Genomic DNA, 19,182 nt, shown 5'->3' on the forward strand with positions numbered 1-19,182 from the left:
ATTATATACTACTGTTAGTACCTAGTCATAAAATGGATGGTGCGGTATGAAAAAAAGAAGAAGTAAAAAAGAAAGACAAGAGTTATTACAACAAACAATCGAATCAAATCCTTTTATTACGGATGAAGATTTAGCGGAAAAATTTCAAGTGAGTATACAGACAGTACGACTTGATCGTATGGAATTGTCTATTCCTGAATTAAGAGAGAGAATTAAACATGTAGCTACAAAGCAACATGAAGAAGATGTGAAATCTTTACCGTTAGAAGAGGTTGTTGGAGAAATTATCGATATTGAATTAGATAGACATGCAATCTCTATCTTTGAAGTAAAGGTAGAACATGTATTTAAAAGAAATCAAATTGCCCGTGGGCATCATCTGTTTGCGCAAGCAAACTCACTAGCTGTTGCGGTTATTGATGAAGAATTAGCTTTAACTGCAAAGTCTACCATTCGATACATTCGCCCTGTAAAATTAGGAGAGCGTGTTGTTGCAAAAGCGCGCGTTGAAGATGTAGAGAATGATAAGGGACGGACGGTTGTCAAAGTGCGTAGCTTCGTTGGAGAAGAACTTGTTTTTACAGGCACTTTTGAAATGTATCGATCTAGTAATTATAGTGAGGAAGGTAACAACTTATGAAAATCGCAATAGATGCAATGGGCGGAGATCACGCTCCAAAGGCTGTAGTATTAGGGGCAATGAAAGCTATTAAGGAATATTCTGATTTACATATTACGTTAGTAGGGAAAGAAGAGGAAATTCGTCAATACTTAACGAGTGATGAACGAATTACTATTCTTCATACAGACGAAAAAATAGAATCAACGGAGGAACCAGTAAGAGCGGTTCGTCGAAAAAAACAAGCTTCAATGGTGCTTGCGGCACAACAAGTAAAGGATGGAGAAGCAGACGCTTGTATATCCGCAGGTAGTACAGGAGCTTTAATGGCAGCTGGATTATTTGTTGTCGGTCGTATGGAAGGAATTGAGCGACCAGCTTTATCGCCTACAATGCCGACTGTAGATGGAAAAGGTTTTGTTATGTTAGATGTTGGAGCAAATGTTGATGCAAAACCAATTCATTTATATCAATATGCAGTAATGGGATCTGTTTATGCTGAGAAGGTAAGAGGAATTGAAAATCCTCGCGTTGGACTATTAAACGTTGGAACAGAGGATGGAAAAGGAAACGAGCTTTCAAAGCAAGTATTTGCAATGCTTAAAGATGCGCCAATTAATTTCGTTGGGAACGTTGAATCGAGAGATTTATTGCAAGGTGTAGCAGATGTTGTTGTATGTGATGGTTTTACAGGGAATGTAGCGTTGAAATCATTAGAAGGAACAGCACTTGCGCTATTCTCTATGTTGAAAGAACAACTAATGAGTTCATTTACGAGTAAATTAGCAGCGGCGGTATTAAAGCCAAAACTTATGGTATTAAAAGATAAAATGGATTATTCGGAGTATGGGGGAGCTGCATTATTTGGATTGAAAGCACCTGTCATTAAGGCTCACGGTTCTTCTAATGACCAGTCGATATTTAGTGCGATTCGTCAAACGAGAGAAATGGTAGCGAAAGAAGTAATTCCTACAATTTCAAGCGTAATGGAGAAAGAGTCACTCCAATAAGAGGAGGATTTGAAATGGGAAAAATAGCATTTCTTTTTCCGGGCCAAGGTTCACAGGCAGTTGGAATGGGTAAACAATTAGCAGAGAATAATAAAGAGGTTGCAAAAGTGTTTGCAAAAGCAGATGAGGTGTTACAAGAGTCACTTTCAGAAGTGATTTTTGAAGGCCCGCAGGAAAAGCTTACATTAACAACAAATGCTCAGCCTGCATTATTAACAACGAGTTTTGCTATTTTGACAGCTTTGAAAGAGTATGACATTACACCTGACTTTGTCGCTGGTCATAGTTTAGGTGAATATAGCGCTCTTGTAGCAGCTGGTGCATTAACTTTTGAAGATGCGGTATATGCTGTAAGGAAACGCGGGGAATATATGGAAGAAGCTGTTCCGGGCGGGGAAGGTGCAATGGCAGCTATATTAGGTGCTGACCCACATATGCTGAAACAAGTTACAGAAGAAGTAACAAGTGAAGGATATGCAGTGCAAATCGCTAATATGAATAGTACGAAGCAAATTGTAATTTCTGGAACGAAGCAAGGCGTAGAGGTTGCTTCTCAAAGAGCGAAAGAAAATGGTGCAAAGAGAGCAATTCCACTAAAAGTAAGTGGGCCATTCCATTCTTCACTCATGAAGCCGGCAGCTGAGAAGTTTCAAAGTGTTTTGAATGAAATTACAATTCATGATACGAACATTCCTGTTATTGCAAATGTTACGGCGGATGTTATTACACGTGGTGCCGACATTCAAGAAAAGTTAATCGAACAGCTTTATTCGCCTGTATTATGGTACCCGTCTATTGAATGTATGGTGAAGCAGGGAGTAGATACATTTATTGAAATTGGGCCTGGAAAAGTACTTGCTGGACTTATGAAGTCAATTGATTCATCAGTGAAAGCATATGCGATATATGATGAAGAGACATTAAAAGATACCATTTCAAATTTGAGAGGAGAAAACTGATGTTAAAAGGGAAGGTAGCATTAGTAACTGGCGCTTCACGTGGAATTGGTCGCGCGATTGCGATCGATTTAGCGAAACAAGGGGCAAATGTAGTAGTAAATTATGCAGGTAATGAACAAAAAGCAAATGAAGTAGTAGATGAAATTAAGAAATTAGGTTCTGATGCAATTGCGGTAAAAGCAGATGTTGCAAATGCTGATGATGTTACAAATATGGTGAAACAAACAGTAGATACATTTGGACAAGTTGATATTCTTGTAAATAATGCTGGTGTAACAAAAGATAATTTATTAATGCGTATGAAAGAAGAAGAATGGGATACAGTTATTAATACAAACTTAAAAGGTGTATTCTTATGTACAAAAGCAGTATCTCGTTATATGATGCGTCAACGTCACGGTAGAATTATAAATATCGCTTCTGTTGTGGGTGTTATAGGAAACCCAGGGCAAGCTAATTATGTTGCTGCTAAAGCGGGTGTTATTGGATTAACAAAAACATCTGCAAAAGAGTTAGCAAGTCGAAATATTACTGTGAATGCAATTGCGCCGGGCTTTATTGCGACTGATATGACGGATGTACTAGATGAGAATATTAAAGCTGAAATGTTAAAAGTTATTCCAGCTGCTCAATTTGGTGAAGCGAAAGATATCGCGAATGCTGTAACGTTTTTTGCTTCTGATCAAAGCAAATATGTTACAGGTCAAACGTTAAATGTTGATGGCGGTATGGTAATGTAATAAAAGAATCGATTTCACCTAGTTTTTTTGGTCAATATTTAATATAATATTTGAGGGGAGGTGAATGGAATGGCAGATGTTTTAGAGCGCGTAACAAAAATCATCGTTGATCGTTTAGGAGTAGAAGAGACTGAGGTAGTACCAGCTGCAAGCTTCAAGGAAGATTTAGGAGCAGACTCCCTAGATGTAGTAGAACTTGTAATGCAATTAGAAGATGAATTCGAAATGGAAATTTCTGATGAAGATGCTGAAAAGATTGCTACTGTTGGCGATGCTGTGACTTACATAGAGAGTCATCTATAATGCTTAAGTGAAGTCCCGTTTTTTAGCGGGGCTTTCTGGCTTATATCTGGAGGGACCTATGCCGTACCGAAAATATAGAGAAAAAAAATACGAAACAAAATATCGTGAAGCATTTAAAGTGTTTCAAGAAAAGATAGGTATTACGTTTACAGATGAAAAATTATTGATTCAAGCATTTACGCATTCATCGTATGTGAATGAGCATCGAAAAAAACCGCATGAAGATAATGAGCGTCTTGAATTTCTTGGAGATGCAGTATTGGAACTGACTGTATCACAGTATCTGTTTCAAAAATATCCGACAATGAGCGAAGGAGAGTTAACAAAACTACGTGCAGCTATTGTATGTGAGCCATCTCTTGTTCGTTTTGCGAACGAATTGTCATTTGGCAGCCTCGTTTTATTAGGAAAAGGTGAAGAAATGACAGGTGGACGTGAACGACCAGCTTTATTAGCGGATGTCTTTGAAGCGTTTATTGGTGCCCTTTATCTTGATCAAGGGCTAGAAACAGTTTGGGAATTCTTAAAAGAAATTGTATATCCGAAAATTAATGAGGGTGCTTTTTCTCATGTGATGGATTATAAGAGTCAGTTGCAAGAATTGATTCAGCGTGATGGCAGTGGCAATGTTGAGTATCAAATTTTGCAAGAAAAAGGACCAGCTCACAATCGAGAATTTGTGTCACGTGTTACGTTAAATAACGTAGCTTTAGGTCTTGGTAGTGGTAAGTCGAAAAAAGAAGCAGAGCAACAAGCTGCTGCAGAAGCATTGAAAAAATTAAAAGAACAACTATAAGGAATCCCCCTTTGAATGAGGGGGATTCCTTATGCATAGAATGAAACTTTCTTTTTGTTTATAAAGAAAAAGAAGGTAAATCCGTATAATACTTGTTTTTGTATAGAGAACATTTATAACGACGGAGAATAGGAGGAAGGCCTTTCGTGTTTTTAAAAAGATTAGAAATAGCAGGGTTTAAGTCTTTTGCTGAGCGTGTATCTGTTGATTTTGTCCCAGGTGTAACTTCTGTAGTAGGACCTAATGGAAGCGGGAAAAGTAATATTACTGATGCAATTCGCTGGGTACTTGGTGAACAATCTGCAAAATCATTACGTGGTGCAAAGATGGAGGATATTATTTTTGCAGGCAGTGATACGAGGAGAGCGGTTAATGTTGCTGAAGTAACAATAACTTTAAATAATGAAGATCAACGTTTACCAATTGAATACAATGAGGTGTGTGTAACACGTCGTGTATCTCGTTCAGGTGATAGTGATTTTTATATTAATAAACAATCATGTAGATTGAAAGATATTATCGATTTATTTATGGACTCTGGTATGGGAAGAGAAGCTTTTTCAATTATTAGCCAGGGGAAAGTGGAAGAGATTTTAAGTAGTAAGTCAGAAGAGCGTCGAGGTGTATTTGAAGAAGCGGCAGGCGTACTAAAATACAAACTTCGCAAAAAGAAAGCTGAAGGGAAACTAGCAGAAACACAAGAAAACTTAAATCGTGTACAAGATATAATTCATGAATTAAGTAGTCAAGTAGAACCTTTAGAAAGACAAGCTTCTATTGCGAAAGATTATCTTGAGAATAAAGAAGAATTAGAGAAAGTAGAAGCTGCGCTTATTGTTCATGAAATTGAAGAATTGCATGAGAAATGGGAAGCGCTTCGAAATCAGTTTGGGCATAATAAAAACGAAGAAGCTAAAATGTCAACGGATTTACAAAAAAGTGAAGAAGAGCTTGAGGAATTACGAGGACAATTACAAGCGGTAGACGAGTCTGTAGACTCGTTGCAAGAAGTACTTCTTCTTTCTAGTAAAGAGCTAGAAAAACTAGAAGGGCAGCGTGAGTTGTTAAAAGAAAGAAAGCAAAATGCTACGACGCATTGTGCGCAACTTGAGCAGTTAATTGTTGAATTAACTGAGAAAGCTAAAAGTTACGATGGTGAGATTGAGTCAAGTACAGAATCTTTAATGCAATTTGTGAATGAAGTAAAAGAGTTGGAGCAAAAATTGCATGATAATGAGCAACTGCTTGCTACTTTTGCTGACAATTTAGAGGAACAGATTGAGAATTTAAAAGGTGACTATATTGAGCTTTTAAATCAACAAGCTAGTCATCGTAATGAATTATCTATGATTGAAGAACAATCGAAACAGCAAACGTCTAAAAACGAGCGTCTAGATGAAGAGAATGCGAAATATGTAGAAATGCGTATGGAAATTACAGCGAAAAAGACGAAACTTGTAGAAAGTTACGAACAAGCGAAAGAAAAAGTAGCTGGCATTCTCTCAAATATACAGAAGACAGAGGCGGCGCTTGGGAAATGTAAGACGCAGTATAGTGAAAATGAAACAAAACTGTATCAAGCATATCAATTTGTGCAACAGGCACGTTCTCGAAAAGAAATGCTTGAAGAGATGCAAGAAGATTATTCTGGATTCTATCAAGGTGTACGTGAAGTATTGAAAGCTAGAGAAAATAGGTTGCAAGGTATCGAGGGTGCTGTTGCGGAACTGTTAACGGTACCGAAAGAATACGAAGTTGCAATGGAAATCGCTCTAGGTGCAGCGATGCAGCATATTGTTGTACAAACAGAGGAACATGCTCGTAATGCGATTGCATTTCTAAAGCAAAATAAACATGGACGTGCAACGTTTTTACCGCAAGCTGTTATTAAAAGCAGATCGTTATCATTTGAGCAATTACGCATTGCAAATCAACACCCATCGTTTGTAGGTGTGGCGGCAGAACTTGTGCAGTACAACAATAAATATGAAAATGTAGTTTCAAATTTATTAGGTACTGTTATTGTTGCGAAAGATTTACGTGGAGCAAATGAGTTGGCGAAACAACTGCAATACCGTTATCGCATTGTAACAATCGAAGGTGACGTAGTGAATCCTGGCGGTTCTATGACTGGTGGGGCGGTAAAGCAAGCGAAATCTTCTTTATTAGGACGCCAACGTGAACTGGAAGAGTGGACTCGCAAGTTAACTGATATGGAAGAAAAAACAACGAAGTTAGAAAACTTTGTTAAAGCAGTAAAACAAGAGATTCAAGAAAAAGAAGTGAAAATACGCGAACTAAGGCAAACTGTAGAAGCAGATCGTGTAGATGAGCAGAAATTAAGAGAAGAGATTAATCGTTTAGAATTAGAAGAACATCGTATTAATGATCGGTTGTCTATTTATGATTTAGAGATTGAAGGGTTTTTACAAGATCGAGTAAAAATGCAAGGGCGTAAAGAGGAGTTAGAAGGGGTTTTAACGAATCTTCAAGCTGAAATCACTAAGTTAGATAGTAAAATTGTAGCTTTAACAAAACAAAAAAGTGAGCAACATTCTTCGAAAGAAAAAGTTCAAAAAGAAATGACTGAGTTAAAAGTGCTGGCAGCTGAAAAGCAACAACGCTTATCTAATCAAAAAGAAAAAGTTGAACGATTGACGAAGGAAAAAGAAGAAACGGATGCGACACTTGTAAAAACGAAAGAGGATTTAGCGTTCTTAAAACAAGAAATGACATCTAATTCAAGTGGTGAAGAGCAAATTACGAATATGATTGAGAAGAAAGCATATGATCGTAATCAAACTTCAGAATTAATTCGCTCTCGTCGTGAACAACGTGTATCGTTGCAAGAGAGAGTAGAACATTTAGAGCGCAATTTGAAAGAAACGACAGGTAAACATAAATATGTTCTTGAAATGTTGAAAGATCAAGAAGTGAGAATAAATCGACTGGATGTAGAGTTGGAAAATAGATTACAACATTTACGTGAAACATATACGATTTCATTTGAAGCGGCAAAACTAAAATATACAATGACAATGCCTGCAGAAGATGCGCGTAAGAAAGTAAAATTAATCAAATTATCCATAGAAGAGTTAGGTACAGTGAACCTAGGGGCAATTGATGAATATGAACGTGTAGCGGAGCGTCATACATTCTTACTAGAGCAGAGAGACGACTTAGAAGAAGCGAAAGCGACATTGCACCAGCTTATTACCGAAATGGATGAAGAAATGAAAAAACGCTTTTCTACTACGTTTGAAGGCATTAGAATGGAGTTTCAATCGGTATTCTCTGAATTATTTGGAGGCGGTAGAGCGGATTTAGTAATGACTAATCCAGAGGATTTACTAAATACGGGTATTGATATTGTAGCACAACCGCCAGGGAAGAAACTGCAGAACTTAGGTTTACTTTCAGGTGGAGAGCGTGCTTTAACAGCAATTGCGCTTTTATTTGGTATTTTAAAAGTACGCCCAGTACCGTTCTGTGTACTAGATGAGGTAGAGGCAGCCCTTGATGAGGCGAATGTAGCTCGTTTTGCACAGTATTTAAAGAAATTCAGTGATGAGACGCAGTTTATTGTAATTACACATAGAAAAGGTACAATGGAAGAGTCTGATGTGTTGTACGGTGTAACAATGCAAGAATCGGGGGTATCTAAACTTGTTTCGGTTCGTTTAGACGCCGGAGAAGAACTTATTGCAAGTGAATAGGAAGGATGGGAAAGTATGAGTTTTTTTAAAAAACTAAAAGAAAAAATTTCAAAACAAACGGATACAGTTACAGAGAAATTTAAACAAGGATTAGAAAAAACGAGAAATTCATTTGCGGATAAAGTGAATGATTTAGTGTATCGTTACCGTAAAGTGGACGAAGATTTCTTCGAAGAGTTAGAAGAAATTTTAATCGGTGCAGACGTTGGCGTTGCGACGGTAATGGAATTAATTGACCAATTGAAAGAAGAAGTACAACGTCGTAACATTCAAGATCCAAAAGAAGTACAAGCTGTTATTTCAGAAAAACTAGTAGGAATTTACAAAGGTGACAGCGATTTTAGTAACGAAATTAATATGCAAGAGGACCAATTAACGGTCGTTTTATTTGTTGGTGTTAATGGTGTAGGAAAAACGACGACAATTGGTAAACTGGCGCATAAGTTTAAATCAGAAGGTAAGTCAGTCCTATTGGCGGCAGGAGACACATTCCGTGCTGGAGCGATTGAACAATTAGAAGTATGGGGCGATCGCGTTGGTGTAGAAGTGATTAAACAAGGATCTGGATCTGATCCAGCGGCGGTTATGTATGACGCTGTACAAGCAGCGAAAGCACGTAAGGTAGATGTATTACTATGTGACACAGCAGGACGCTTGCAAAATAAAGTGAACTTAATGAAAGAGTTAGAGAAGGTGAAGCGTGTAATTGAGCGTGAAGTACCAGGTGCTCCTCATGAAGTATTGCTTGTTATTGATGCAACAACAGGACAAAACGGTTTAAGCCAAGCGAAAACATTCCGTGAAGCAACGAATGTAACTGGTATTGTTTTAACGAAGTTAGATGGAACTGCTAAAGGTGGTATTGTATTAGCGATTCGTAACGAAATGGATGTACCGGTGAAGTTTGTTGGATTAGGAGAGCAAATGGATGACTTGCAGCAGTTTGATCCAGAACAATATGTGTATGGTTTATTTGCGGACTTAGTAGAAACAGAAGAAGTATAAGCGAAAGAAGCGGTATTTCCGCTTCTTTTTCTATAAAAAATATATGATGTTAAGAAAAAAACTTGACACTCTTTTGGACTACATGTAAACTAATTCATGTAAAGGGAAATCACTTAACAAAGGATGATCCAACATGCTCGAAAAAACAACGAGAATGAACTATTTATTTGATTTTTATCAATCGTTGTTAACGCAAAAACAAAGAAGTTATATGTCGCTTTATTATCTAGATGATTTATCTCTTGGTGAAATTGCGGAAGAATTTGATGTAAGTCGCCAAGCCGTGTATGATAACATTAAACGGACTGAAGCGATGCTTGAAGAATATGAAGAAAAATTAGTATTACTTCAAAAGTTTCAAGAGCGACAGCGACTTGTTGCAAAGCTAAAACAGCTAATCAGCGAAGAAGAGCATGTGAATGAAGAAATGAAACAAGTTGTTGAAGCTATCGAAAAATTAGATTAGGAGGGCGGCAATATGGCATTTGAAGGATTAGCCGACCGACTTCAACAGACAATGCAAAAAATCCGCGGCAAAGGAAAAGTTTCTGAAGCCGATGTGAAAGAAATGATGAGAGAAGTTCGTCTAGCTCTTTTAGAAGCGGATGTTAACTTTAAAGTAGTAAAAGATTTTGTGAAGCGTGTGTCTGAACGTGCTGTCGGACAAGATGTAATGAAAAGTTTGACACCTGGACAACAAGTAATTAAAGTTGTACAGGAAGAACTTACAGAACTTATGGGCGGAGAGCAAAGCAAAATTGCTGTTGCTAATAAGCCACCGACTGTTATTATGATGGTTGGTCTGCAAGGTGCGGGTAAAACAACGACGACAGGTAAGCTTGCGAATTTGCTTCGTAAAAAGCATAATCGTAAACCGATGCTTGTTGCAGCGGATATTTACCGTCCAGCAGCGATTAAACAGCTTGAAACATTAGGGAAGCAATTGGACATGCCTGTATTTTCTTTAGGAGATCAAGTAAGTCCTGTTGAAATTGCGAAACAAGCGATTGCAAAAGCAAAAGAAGATCATCACGATTATGTTTTAATCGATACAGCGGGTCGCCTGCATATTGATGAAGAATTAATGGATGAATTAGCGAAAGTGAAAGAAGTTGCGAAACCGGATGAAATTTTCCTTGTTGTCGATGCGATGACGGGGCAAGACGCGGTAAATGTTGCACAAAGTTTCCATGAACAGTTAGGTTTAACAGGTGTTGTATTAACGAAATTAGATGGTGATACGCGCGGTGGTGCTGCATTATCTATTAAGGCTGTAACAAACACGCCGATTAAATTTGCTGGTATGGGTGAAAAACTAGATGCAATTGAAGCGTTCCATCCAGAGCGTATGGCATCCCGTATTTTAGGGATGGGCGATGTCTTAACGTTAATTGAAAAAGCGCAAGCTACAGTTGATGAAGAGAAAGCAAAAGAACTTGAGCAAAAAATGCGTACGCTTTCGTTTACGCTTGACGATTTCCTAGAACAACTTGGACAAGTGCGCCAACTTGGGCCGCTTGATGAATTGTTAGGAATGCTTCCTGGTGCAAATAAAATTAAAGGGCTGAAAAATGCGCAAGTTGATGAAAAACAAATTGGGCATATTGAGGCAATTATTCGTTCTATGACTAAATTAGAACGAGAACAACCGGAAATAATCAATGCTAGTCGCAAAAAGCGCATTGCCAAAGGTAGCGGTACAACTGTACAAGAAATCAATCGTCTAATTAAGCAATTCGATGACATGAAAAAAATGATGAAGACGATGACGGGAATGCAAAAAGGTAAGAAAAAAGGACTAGGTGGATTGAAGTTTCCATTCATGTAAGGAAAAAAGATGGCTCTGTTAAGAAAAAATACTTTACAAAGCAATAGTCTTTTTGCTAATATAATTATCTGTGTGAAATAAATTCGGAGGTGCTTTATAAATGGCAGTTAAAATTCGTTTAAAACGTATGGGAGCTAAAAAAACTCCTTTCTATCGTGTAGTTGTTGCAGATTCTCGTTCTCCTCGTGACGGACGTTTCATTGAGGAAATCGGAACTTACAATCCAGTTGCTCAACCAGCTGAAGTTAAGATCAACGAAGAAGCAGCATTAAAATGGTTAGGAAATGGTGCTAAACCATCTGATACAGTTCGTAACTTATTCTCTAACCAAGGTATCATGGAGAAATTCCACTTATCTAAACAAGGTAAGTAATTGAGGCAATGACTATGAAGAAGTTAGTCGAGACGATTGTCAAGCCTCTTGTCGATTATCCTGAAGATGTAAAAGTTACACAGGAACTTTGCAACGGAGAGATAAAGTATCGATTAACTGTACATCCTGAGGATGTTGGAAAAGTCATTGGAAAGCAAGGGAGAGTTGCGAAAGCGATTCGAATGCTCTTGTATTCAGTGGGACATCATAATGATGAAAAAGTAACACTGGAGATTCAATAAACGTAAAAAGGGCGAGGAGTTATTCCTCTCCCTTTTTTAACATTTAAATAGAGATTGCATGTTCCATCTGCGAAATGGAGATGCTTAATTTATATAGAAACCAGGGGTGACATACTATTTATGACAAAATGGTTTAACGTAGGGAAAATTGTAAATACTCATGGCGTAAGAGGAGAAATCCGTGTTATTTCTCGTACTGATTTTCCAGAAGAGCGATATAAAGTAGGAAACACGCTATACATATCGAATGAGAAAGGCACAGACTATCTTCCGGTGAAGGTAACTTCTCATCGCCAACATAAGACATTCGATTTATTAACATTTGAAGGATATAACAATGTAGATGAAGTAGAGAAGTTTAAAGGTTCTTTAATAAAAGTACCAGAAGAGCAGTTAGGCGAACTTGCTGAAGGTGAATACTACTATCATGAAATTATTGGTTGCAGTGTTGTAACGGAAGAAGGAGAAGCGCTAGGGACAATCAAAGAGATTCTATCTCCTGGTGCAAATGATGTTTGGGTAATTAAACGCCCGAAGGGTCAAGATCTCTTAATTCCTTATATCGATGATGTTGTACTTCAAGTTAATATTGAAAATAAATTAGTAACCATTCATGTAATGGAAGGGCTGCTATAATGAAAATTGATATTTTAACGTTGTTCCCAGACATGTTTACCGGTGTATTTGGATCTTCTATATTAAAGAAGGCGCAAGAAAAAGAAGCGGTAAACCTTCGTGTTGTTAACTTTCGTGATTATACAACAAGTAAGCATAATAGCGTAGACGATTATCCTTACGGCGGAGGAGCTGGTATGGTGCTTACTCCTCAGCCTATTTTTGATGCTGTAGAGGATTTGACGAAAGAGACAGAGCGTAAGCCGAGAGTTGTCTTAATGTGTCCGCAGGGCGAAAGATTTACGCAGAAGAAAGCGGAAGAGCTTGCAGGGGAAGAACATTTAATCTTCGTATGTGGGCATTATGAAGGATATGACGAACGAATTCGTGAGCATCTCGTAACGGATGAGATTTCTATTGGTGACTATGTATTAACGGGCGGAGAATTAGCCTCTATGGTTATTACTGATAGTGTGGTACGTCTCTTGCCAGGTGTGCTAGGAAATCATGCTTCACAAGTAGAGGATTCGTTTAGTACAGGTTTATTAGAGCATCCTCATTATACACGTCCAGCTGATTTTCGTGGTATGAAGGTACCGGATGTATTAATGTCAGGGAATCATAAAAACATTGATGAATGGCGACATAAGGAATCTTTGCGCCGAACGTATACGCGTAGACCTGATTTATTAGATGAGAGAGAGCTATCTAAACAAGAGAAAAAATGGCTTGAGGAAATAAAGCGAGAGCAGTAATAACTTCATATATTTGCTATTGCAACAGGCCTAGTAATATGCTATTATAACATTTGTGCTACTGAAATCAGTAGCCGTATTAACGATGTTCCGCTGTAATTTATTAAGACTTTATAAGAGCATCTGTTTAAAGGAGAGAATTTAATATGCAACAATTAATCGCAGAAATTACAAAAGGCCAATTAAAAACTGACCTTCCTTCATTCCGTCCTGGTGACACTTTACGTGTACACGTAAAAGTTGTTGAGGGAACTCGTGAAAGAATTCAGCTTTTCGAAGGTGTTGTAATTAAACGTCGTGGTGGCGGAATCAGTGAAACATTCACAGTTCGTAAGATTTCTTACGGTGTAGGTGTTGAGCGTACATTCCCAGTTCACACGCCAAGAATCGCGAAAATCGAAGTACTTCGCCGTGGTAAAGTACGTCGTGCTAAGTTATACTACTTACGTAACCTTCGCGGTAAAAAAGCACGTATTAAAGAAATTCGATAAGACATGTATGGGAGCTTGTAAATGCACAAGCTCCCTTTTTCCAATCTATATGAAATTTTGGTATAATACGAGCAGTTTACATAACCGTGGAGGGGAAATGCATGAAAAAAGAGAAGAGTTCACTTTGGGAATGGATTAAAGCAATTTTGATTGCTGTTGTATTAGCTGGTGTTATTAGACAGTTTTTCTTTGCGCCAATTCTCGTAGACGGGGTATCGATGGCACCTACTTTACATGATCGTGATCGAATGATTGTGAATAAAATTGGTTATCACATTGGAGATCCAAAACGCTTTGATATTATCGTATTTCGAGCAACAGAAGATAAAGATTACATTAAGCGCATTATAGGCCTGCCAGGCGATGAAATAGAGTATCGTAATGATAAACTGTATATTAACGGAAAGGCTTATGAGGAGCCGTATTTAGACAAGCAGAAAAAGCAAATTGCTGACGGACCGCTTACATATGATTTTAATCTTGAAGAAATGACAGGCAAGAAAACCGTTCCAAAAGATCAATTATTTGTTTTAGGTGATAATCGTCGTTTTAGTAAAGATAGCCGTTCAATCGGTACGATTTCAATGGATCAAGTAATTGGTAAAGCTAATATGTTATATTGGCCGTTAGAAGACGCACGTATTGTGAAATAAATGAAAAAGAAGGTGGCAACATGGTAATTCAATGGTTTCCAGGGCATATGGCGAAGGCTAGACGCCAAGTAACGGAGAAATTAAAATTAATTGATGTTGTAATTGAACTTGTAGATGCTCGATTACCATTATCATCTCGAAACCCAATGATTGATGAAATCATTACACATAAGCCAAGGCTTGTTGTTTTAAATAAAGCGGATATGGCGGATGATCGTTTAACAAAACAATGGATCGCATATTTTAAAGAAAAAGGCCATATGGCAATTTCGATTAACGCGCAAGCTGGACAAGGTATGAAGGAAATTGCAGTAGCTTGTAAAGTGCTTGTTAAAGAAAAATTTGATAAAATGGTTGCAAAAGGTATTAGACCGAGAGCGATTCGTGCATTAATTGTAGGTATACCAAATGTTGGTAAATCTACATTGATTAATAAATTGGCAAAGAAAAATATTGCTAAAACAGGAGATCGTCCAGGTGTGACAACAGCTCAACAATGGATTAAAGTTGGGAAGGAAATGGAATTGTTAGATACACCAGGTATTCTGTGGCCTAAATTTGAAGATCAATTAGTGGGTCTTCGCTTAGCGACAACGGGTGCAATTAAAGATTCAATTTTAAATTTACAAGATGTAGCTGTTTACGCATTACGTTTTATGGAGAAACATTATCCAGAACGCTTGAAAGAACGCTATAATTTAAATGAGATTCCAGAAGATATTGTGGAATTATTCGATGCAATTGGAAAAAATAGAGGCTGCTTAATGGGCGGCGGAATGATTGATTATGATAAGACATCTGAGCTTGTGCTTCGTGAGCTTCGTGGTGGCAAACTTGGAAAAATGACGTTTGAAACACCGGAAGAGTTTGCAGAGCAAGTAGAAGATGTGGAAAAAATAGAAGAAGTATAAGACGTGCGTTTGTGCGTCTTTTCTTTTTGGATATGTTTAAAAAGGAGCTTGTATAAATGCAAACTATGACGATAAAAGAAGCAGAAAATGTATTGAAAGAAATTATGAATGAAGAAGATGATCGCTTTCAACTGTTAATGAAAGATGATCGAAAAGGTGTTCAAAAGCTCGTTTTGAAGTGGTATAAACAAAAAGAGTTAGAACAGAAAGAAAAAGAGAAGTTTTTTGAAATGTCCAAGTATGAAAATGCTTTGCGTGAAAAAGGGGTCACATATATCGCGGGTATTGATGAAGTAGGGCGCGGGCCATTGGCTGGGCCTGTTGTGACGGCAGCTGTCGTTCTTCCTGAGGATTTTTATATTCCAGGGTTAAATGACTCGAAAAAGTTGAGTGAAGCGAAACGTGAGCGTTTTTATGATGAAATAAAAGTACAAGCAATTGCAATTGGAGTAGGAATTGTATCGCCGCAAGTTATTGATGACATTAATATTTACCAAGCAACGAAACAAGCGATGTTAGATGCAGTTGCGAATTTATCTTGTACACCCCAACATTTATTAATTGATGCGATGAAACTTCCTACACCAATTCCGCAAACATCAATTATTAAAGGTGATGCGAAATGTGTTTCGATTTCAGCCGCATCCATTATCGCAAAAGTAACGAGAGATCGTATGATGAAAGAACTGGGAGAGAAGTATCCTCAATATGGATTTGAGCAACATATGGGATATGGCACAAAGCAACATTTAGAGGCAATTCAAGTGCATGGAGTATTAGATGAACACCGAAAGTCATTCGCGCCAATTAAAGATATGATTCAAAAATAAGCTGTAAATATACAGCTTATTTTTTTATTTTGGCATATAAACATTACTATTTCCGAAAAAGAATAAAGCGATTTCAGTTTTCTGACACTTTATTGTAGACAGCGTGCCAATCATCTTATACAATGGCAATGTAATGTTTTTTAAACATTAAAAAACTTTTCGAGTAAAACAGGAAAACAGGGGAGGATGGGACCATGAATATCCATGAGTACCAAGGTAAGGCAGTCCTTAGAAGCTATGGGGTTAGCGTTCCGAACGGGAAGGTTGCATTTACAGTAGAAGAAGCTGTAGAAGCGGCGAAAGAATTAGGAACAGATGTATGTGTAGTGAAAGCACAAATTCACGCTGGTGGACGCGGCAAAGCTGGCGGAGTAAAAGTTGCAAAAAATTTAGATGAAGTTCGTACATATGCAGAAAGCATTTTAGGAACTACACTTGTGACACATCAAACAGGTCCTGAAGGTAAGGAAGTAAAACGCTTACTTATCGAAGAAGGTTGCGATATTAAAAAAGAATATTATGTAGGTCTAGTTTTAGATCGTGCAACTTCTCAAGTTGTTTTAATGGCGTCTGAAGAAGGCGGAACAGAAATTGAAGAAGTAGCAGAAAAAACACCTGAAAAAATCTTTAAAGAATATATTGATCCAGCAGTAGGCTTACAAGGTTTCCAAGCGCGCCGAATCGCATTTAACATCAATATTCCAAAAGAGCTTGTAGGACAAGCTGTGAAGTTTATGATGGGCTTATACCGTGCGTTTATCGAAAAAGATTGCTCTATTGCTGAGATTAACCCACTTGTTACAACAGGTGAAGGTAAAGTTATGGCATTAGATGCAAAATTAAACTTTGATTCTAATGCATTATATCGCCATAAAGACATTTTAGAGCTTCGTGATCTTGATGAAGAGGATTCAAAAGAAATTGAAGCTTCAAAATACGACTTAAACTACATTCCTTTAGATGGAAATATCGGTTGTATGGTTAATGGTGCAGGTTTAGCGATGGCTACAATGGATATCATTAAACATTACCACGGTGACCCAGCTAACTTCTTAGATGTTGGTGGCGGTGCAACTGCAGAAAAAGTTACAGAAGCATTCAAAATTATCCTTTCTGACAAAAATGTAAAAGGTATCTTTGTTAACATTTTTGGTGGCATTATGAAGTGTGATGTTATTGCAGAAGGTGTTATTGAAGCAACGAAACAAGTAGGTCTTGAGTTACCTTTAGTTGTACGTCTTGAAGGTACAAACGTAGAACTAGGTAAGAAAATTTTAAATGAGTCTGGCTTAAATATTGTTGCAGCAGAATCTATGGCAGACGGTGCACAAAAAATTGTTTCACTAGTGGGCTAATAGAAAGCGGGGGAGAAAAATGAGCGTATTAGTTAATAAAGATACAAAAGTTATTGTTCAAGGTATTACAGGTTCTCAAGGTTTATTCCATACAAAACAAATGATTGAATACGGTACGAAAATTGTCGGTGGTGTAACACCAGGTAAGGGCGGCACTGATATTGAAGGTGTACCAGTATTTGATACAGTAGAAGATGCAGTGAAAGCAACAGGCGCAAACGCTTCAGTTGTATACGTTCCACCCGCTTTTGCGGCAGATGCAATTATGGAAGCTGTTGATGCAGAAATTGATTTAGTAGTATGTATTACTGAAGGGATTCCTGTATTAGATATGGTAAACGTAAAGAGATATATGGCGGGTAAACATACACGTTTACTTGGACCAAACTGCCCAGGTGTAATCACACCGGATGAATGTAAGATTGGTATTATGCCAGGATATATTCATAAAAAAGGTCATGTTGGTATCGTATCTCGCTCTGGTACATTAACGTATGAAGCTGTACATCAGTTAACACAAGAAGGTATTGGCCAATCTACTGCTGTAGGTATCGGCGGAGACCCTGTTAACGGTACAGACTTTATTGATGCTTTAAAAGCATTTAATGAAGATGAAGAAACACATGCTGTAATTATGATTGGTGAAATCGGCGGTACAGCAGAAGAAGAGGCAGCTGAATGGGTAAAAGCTAATATGACAAAACCTGTTGTAGGCTTCATTGGTGGTCAAACAGCGCCTGCTGGCAAACGTATGGGCCATGCTGGTGCAATCATTTCTGGCGGTAAAGGAACTGCTGCTGAAAAGATTAAAACAATGGAAGCTTGTGGCATTAAAGTAGCTGAAACTCCAGCAGTTATGGGAGAAACGCTAATCTCTGTTTTAAAAGAAAAAGGTTTATTTGAGACTTGTAAAAACTATTAATCTGTTGAAAGACACCTTCTTACTTGAGGGTGTCTTTTTAGACTTTTTCTGTTTACATAATAAAAATTATGGGTAAGGAGAATCAAGATGAAAAGAGAGAGATTATTACATCTTCATTACTTGCTAGCAGATTATTGGAAAGCGATGGAGAGGCTACTATATGTCGATCCAGAATTAGAGAACATATATAATTTTAACGAAAAACAAATGGAACACTACACTGGAATATCCTCGAAAAAATCTTCAGAACTAGTAAAATTTCTTCAAAGTTCAAATCTTCCGCAATATATATCTTATTTAGAGAAAAATCGTATTTTTTATATAACGATATGGGATGAAAATTATCCGCAATTATTACGTGAAATACAAGACCCTCCCTTCGTTTTATATGGAAAAGGAGAGAAAGATTTCCTGAATAAAGTAAATAAATTAGCAGTTGTTGGAACTAGAGAACCATCATTATATGGTCATGAGAGTTTGAAGTTTATTTTACACCCTTTATTAGAAAGAGAGTGGCTTATTGTCAGTGGGTTTGCAAAAGGGATAGATACAATGTCTCATGAGATTACAGTAAGGCATCATTGCCCGACTATTGCGATATTAGGGCATGGATTGTCTTTTATGTATCCGAAAGAAAATAGACCTTTATATGAAATGTGGAAGGAATATATATTGTTATTGACAGAGTATCCGCCGCACTATGCACCGAAAAAATGGTATTTTCCAAAAAGAAACCGGATTATTAGTGGTATAAGTAAAGGTGTTTTAGTTGTAGAAGCGAAATCGAGAAGTGGAACACTTATTACTGCGGACCTTGCGTTAGAGCAAAGTAGAGAGGTATTTGCGCTTCCTGGACCTATATTTATAGAGGGGGCATCGGGAACGAATCATCTTATTCAGCAAGGAGCAAAACTAGTAAGAAATGCAGAAGATATCTTGGAAGAGATTTTAAATTAACCTTATATTTTTATGTTTTTATTAAACAATTATTGACAAATGGTAGATTGGCACTGTATGGTATATTCATTCTTGATTGACAAAAACAAGAGAAATCAATAA

General features: G+C 37.5%; 21 protein-coding genes. All 21 read left to right on the forward strand.

Annotation, left to right across the window (positions count from 1 at the left end):
- Positions 1-46 precede the first annotated feature (46 nt).
- Complete coding sequence (gene fapR, locus ACS2CR_RS03865; protein WP_000747349.1) at positions 47-640, forward strand: transcription factor FapR; 594 nt, start codon at positions 47-49, stop codon at positions 638-640.
- Positions 637-1,629, forward strand: a complete 993-nt coding sequence (plsX, locus tag ACS2CR_RS03870; RefSeq protein WP_000684100.1) for a phosphate acyltransferase PlsX — start codon at positions 637-639, stop codon at positions 1,627-1,629. The genes fapR and plsX overlap by 4 nt, the downstream gene beginning before the upstream one ends.
- A 14-nt stretch (positions 1,630-1,643) precedes the next feature.
- Positions 1,644-2,588, forward strand: coding sequence for an ACP S-malonyltransferase (gene fabD / locus ACS2CR_RS03875; protein ID WP_000515910.1), 945 nt, complete (start codon positions 1,644-1,646; stop codon positions 2,586-2,588).
- Positions 2,588-3,328 (forward strand): 3-oxoacyl-[acyl-carrier-protein] reductase, encoded by a 741-nt coding sequence (fabG, locus tag ACS2CR_RS03880; RefSeq protein ID WP_000911768.1) that lies wholly within the window; start codon positions 2,588-2,590, stop codon positions 3,326-3,328. Before fabD ends, fabG begins: the two co-directional genes overlap by 1 nt.
- A gap of 69 nt (positions 3,329-3,397) precedes the next feature.
- The gene (gene acpP / locus ACS2CR_RS03885) at positions 3,398-3,631 is read left to right on the forward strand and encodes an acyl carrier protein (RefSeq protein ID WP_000786062.1); all 234 of its coding nucleotides are present in this window, start codon (positions 3,398-3,400) and stop codon (positions 3,629-3,631) included.
- A gap of 58 nt (positions 3,632-3,689) precedes the next feature.
- The gene (rncS, locus tag ACS2CR_RS03890) at positions 3,690-4,427 is read left to right on the forward strand and encodes a ribonuclease III (protein WP_001146875.1); all 738 of its coding nucleotides are present in this window, start codon (positions 3,690-3,692) and stop codon (positions 4,425-4,427) included.
- A 146-nt stretch (positions 4,428-4,573) separates the two neighbouring features.
- Positions 4,574-8,143 carry a chromosome segregation protein SMC gene (gene smc / locus ACS2CR_RS03895; protein WP_053512438.1) on the forward strand — a complete coding sequence of 1,190 codons (3,570 nt, stop codon included), beginning with the start codon at positions 4,574-4,576 and terminating at the stop codon, positions 8,141-8,143.
- A 15-nt stretch (positions 8,144-8,158) separates the two neighbouring features.
- Positions 8,159-9,148 (forward strand): signal recognition particle-docking protein FtsY, encoded by a 990-nt coding sequence (gene ftsY / locus ACS2CR_RS03900; RefSeq protein WP_053512439.1) that lies wholly within the window; start codon positions 8,159-8,161, stop codon positions 9,146-9,148.
- 133 nt (positions 9,149-9,281) lie between these two features.
- Positions 9,282-9,614: a putative DNA-binding protein gene (locus tag ACS2CR_RS03905; RefSeq protein ID WP_000891062.1), complete on the forward strand. Its 333-nt coding sequence runs from the start codon at positions 9,282-9,284 to the stop codon at positions 9,612-9,614.
- A 12-nt stretch (positions 9,615-9,626) separates the two neighbouring features.
- Positions 9,627-10,976 (forward strand): signal recognition particle protein, encoded by a 1,350-nt coding sequence (gene ffh, locus ACS2CR_RS03910; RefSeq protein ID WP_000863460.1) that lies wholly within the window; start codon positions 9,627-9,629, stop codon positions 10,974-10,976.
- A 100-nt stretch (positions 10,977-11,076) separates the two neighbouring features.
- Positions 11,077-11,349: a 30S ribosomal protein S16 gene (gene rpsP / locus ACS2CR_RS03915; protein WP_000268750.1), complete on the forward strand. Its 273-nt coding sequence runs from the start codon at positions 11,077-11,079 to the stop codon at positions 11,347-11,349.
- Between the two features lie 14 nt (positions 11,350-11,363).
- Complete coding sequence (locus ACS2CR_RS03920) at positions 11,364-11,591, forward strand: KH domain-containing protein (protein WP_000737401.1); 228 nt, start codon at positions 11,364-11,366, stop codon at positions 11,589-11,591.
- Between the two features lie 120 nt (positions 11,592-11,711).
- A complete protein-coding gene (gene rimM, locus ACS2CR_RS03925) occupies positions 11,712-12,227 on the forward strand; it encodes a ribosome maturation factor RimM (protein WP_000170278.1) in 516 nt (171 codons plus the stop codon).
- A complete protein-coding gene (gene trmD, locus ACS2CR_RS03930) occupies positions 12,227-12,961 on the forward strand; it encodes a tRNA (guanosine(37)-N1)-methyltransferase TrmD (RefSeq protein WP_000686903.1) in 735 nt (244 codons plus the stop codon). Before rimM ends, trmD begins: the two co-directional genes overlap by 1 nt.
- A gap of 146 nt (positions 12,962-13,107) precedes the next feature.
- Entirely contained in the window at positions 13,108-13,452 is a 345-nt protein-coding gene (gene rplS / locus ACS2CR_RS03935; protein ID WP_001186516.1) for a 50S ribosomal protein L19, read from the forward strand.
- A gap of 101 nt (positions 13,453-13,553) precedes the next feature.
- Complete coding sequence (gene lepB, locus ACS2CR_RS03940; RefSeq protein ID WP_000711851.1) at positions 13,554-14,105, forward strand: signal peptidase I; 552 nt, start codon at positions 13,554-13,556, stop codon at positions 14,103-14,105.
- A 20-nt stretch (positions 14,106-14,125) separates the two neighbouring features.
- A complete protein-coding gene (ylqF, locus tag ACS2CR_RS03945; RefSeq protein WP_053512440.1) occupies positions 14,126-15,016 on the forward strand; it encodes a ribosome biogenesis GTPase YlqF in 891 nt (296 codons plus the stop codon).
- Between the two features lie 56 nt (positions 15,017-15,072).
- The gene (locus tag ACS2CR_RS03950) at positions 15,073-15,846 is read left to right on the forward strand and encodes a ribonuclease HII (RefSeq protein WP_053512441.1); all 774 of its coding nucleotides are present in this window, start codon (positions 15,073-15,075) and stop codon (positions 15,844-15,846) included.
- A 194-nt stretch (positions 15,847-16,040) separates the two neighbouring features.
- The gene (gene sucC / locus ACS2CR_RS03955) at positions 16,041-17,201 is read left to right on the forward strand and encodes an ADP-forming succinate--CoA ligase subunit beta (RefSeq protein ID WP_001020791.1); all 1,161 of its coding nucleotides are present in this window, start codon (positions 16,041-16,043) and stop codon (positions 17,199-17,201) included.
- Positions 17,202-17,220: 19 nt separating this feature from the next.
- Positions 17,221-18,123 (forward strand): succinate--CoA ligase subunit alpha, encoded by a 903-nt coding sequence (gene sucD / locus ACS2CR_RS03960; RefSeq protein WP_000115178.1) that lies wholly within the window; start codon positions 17,221-17,223, stop codon positions 18,121-18,123.
- An 87-nt stretch (positions 18,124-18,210) separates the two neighbouring features.
- Complete coding sequence (gene dprA, locus ACS2CR_RS03965; protein WP_000818039.1) at positions 18,211-19,080, forward strand: DNA-processing protein DprA; 870 nt, start codon at positions 18,211-18,213, stop codon at positions 19,078-19,080.
- Positions 19,081-19,182: the final 102 nt, after the last annotated feature.

Origin of the sequence: Bacillus cereus group sp. BceL291 (assembly GCF_051776705.1) — a bacterium.
In the GTDB taxonomy this organism is placed as follows: domain Bacteria; phylum Bacillota; class Bacilli; order Bacillales; family Bacillaceae_G; genus Bacillus_A; species Bacillus_A cereus.

Bases quoted from the DNA above. Each gene is read 5' to 3' on its own strand.
- fapR (WP_000747349.1), top strand. From the start codon at position 47: ATGAAAAAAAGAAGAAGTAAAAAAGAAAGACAAGAGTTATTACAACAA.
- plsX (WP_000684100.1), top strand. From the start codon at position 637: ATGAAAATCGCAATAGATGCAATGGGCGGAGATCACGCTCCAAAGGCT.
- fabD (WP_000515910.1), top strand. From the start codon at position 1,644: ATGGGAAAAATAGCATTTCTTTTTCCGGGCCAAGGTTCACAGGCAGTT.
- fabG (WP_000911768.1), top strand. From the start codon at position 2,588: ATGTTAAAAGGGAAGGTAGCATTAGTAACTGGCGCTTCACGTGGAATT.
- acpP (WP_000786062.1), top strand. From the start codon at position 3,398: ATGGCAGATGTTTTAGAGCGCGTAACAAAAATCATCGTTGATCGTTTA.
- rncS (WP_001146875.1), top strand. From the start codon at position 3,690: ATGCCGTACCGAAAATATAGAGAAAAAAAATACGAAACAAAATATCGT.
- ftsY (WP_053512439.1), top strand. From the start codon at position 8,159: ATGAGTTTTTTTAAAAAACTAAAAGAAAAAATTTCAAAACAAACGGAT.
- ACS2CR_RS03905 (WP_000891062.1), top strand. From the start codon at position 9,282: ATGCTCGAAAAAACAACGAGAATGAACTATTTATTTGATTTTTATCAA.
- ffh (WP_000863460.1), top strand. From the start codon at position 9,627: ATGGCATTTGAAGGATTAGCCGACCGACTTCAACAGACAATGCAAAAA.
- rpsP (WP_000268750.1), top strand. From the start codon at position 11,077: ATGGCAGTTAAAATTCGTTTAAAACGTATGGGAGCTAAAAAAACTCCT.
- ACS2CR_RS03920 (WP_000737401.1), top strand. From the start codon at position 11,364: ATGAAGAAGTTAGTCGAGACGATTGTCAAGCCTCTTGTCGATTATCCT.
- rimM (WP_000170278.1), top strand. From the start codon at position 11,712: ATGACAAAATGGTTTAACGTAGGGAAAATTGTAAATACTCATGGCGTA.
- trmD (WP_000686903.1), top strand. From the start codon at position 12,227: ATGAAAATTGATATTTTAACGTTGTTCCCAGACATGTTTACCGGTGTA.
- rplS (WP_001186516.1), top strand. From the start codon at position 13,108: ATGCAACAATTAATCGCAGAAATTACAAAAGGCCAATTAAAAACTGAC.
- lepB (WP_000711851.1), top strand. From the start codon at position 13,554: ATGAAAAAAGAGAAGAGTTCACTTTGGGAATGGATTAAAGCAATTTTG.
- ylqF (WP_053512440.1), top strand. From the start codon at position 14,126: ATGGTAATTCAATGGTTTCCAGGGCATATGGCGAAGGCTAGACGCCAA.
- ACS2CR_RS03950 (WP_053512441.1), top strand. From the start codon at position 15,073: ATGCAAACTATGACGATAAAAGAAGCAGAAAATGTATTGAAAGAAATT.
- sucC (WP_001020791.1), top strand. From the start codon at position 16,041: ATGAATATCCATGAGTACCAAGGTAAGGCAGTCCTTAGAAGCTATGGG.
- sucD (WP_000115178.1), top strand. From the start codon at position 17,221: ATGAGCGTATTAGTTAATAAAGATACAAAAGTTATTGTTCAAGGTATT.
- dprA (WP_000818039.1), top strand. From the start codon at position 18,211: ATGAAAAGAGAGAGATTATTACATCTTCATTACTTGCTAGCAGATTAT.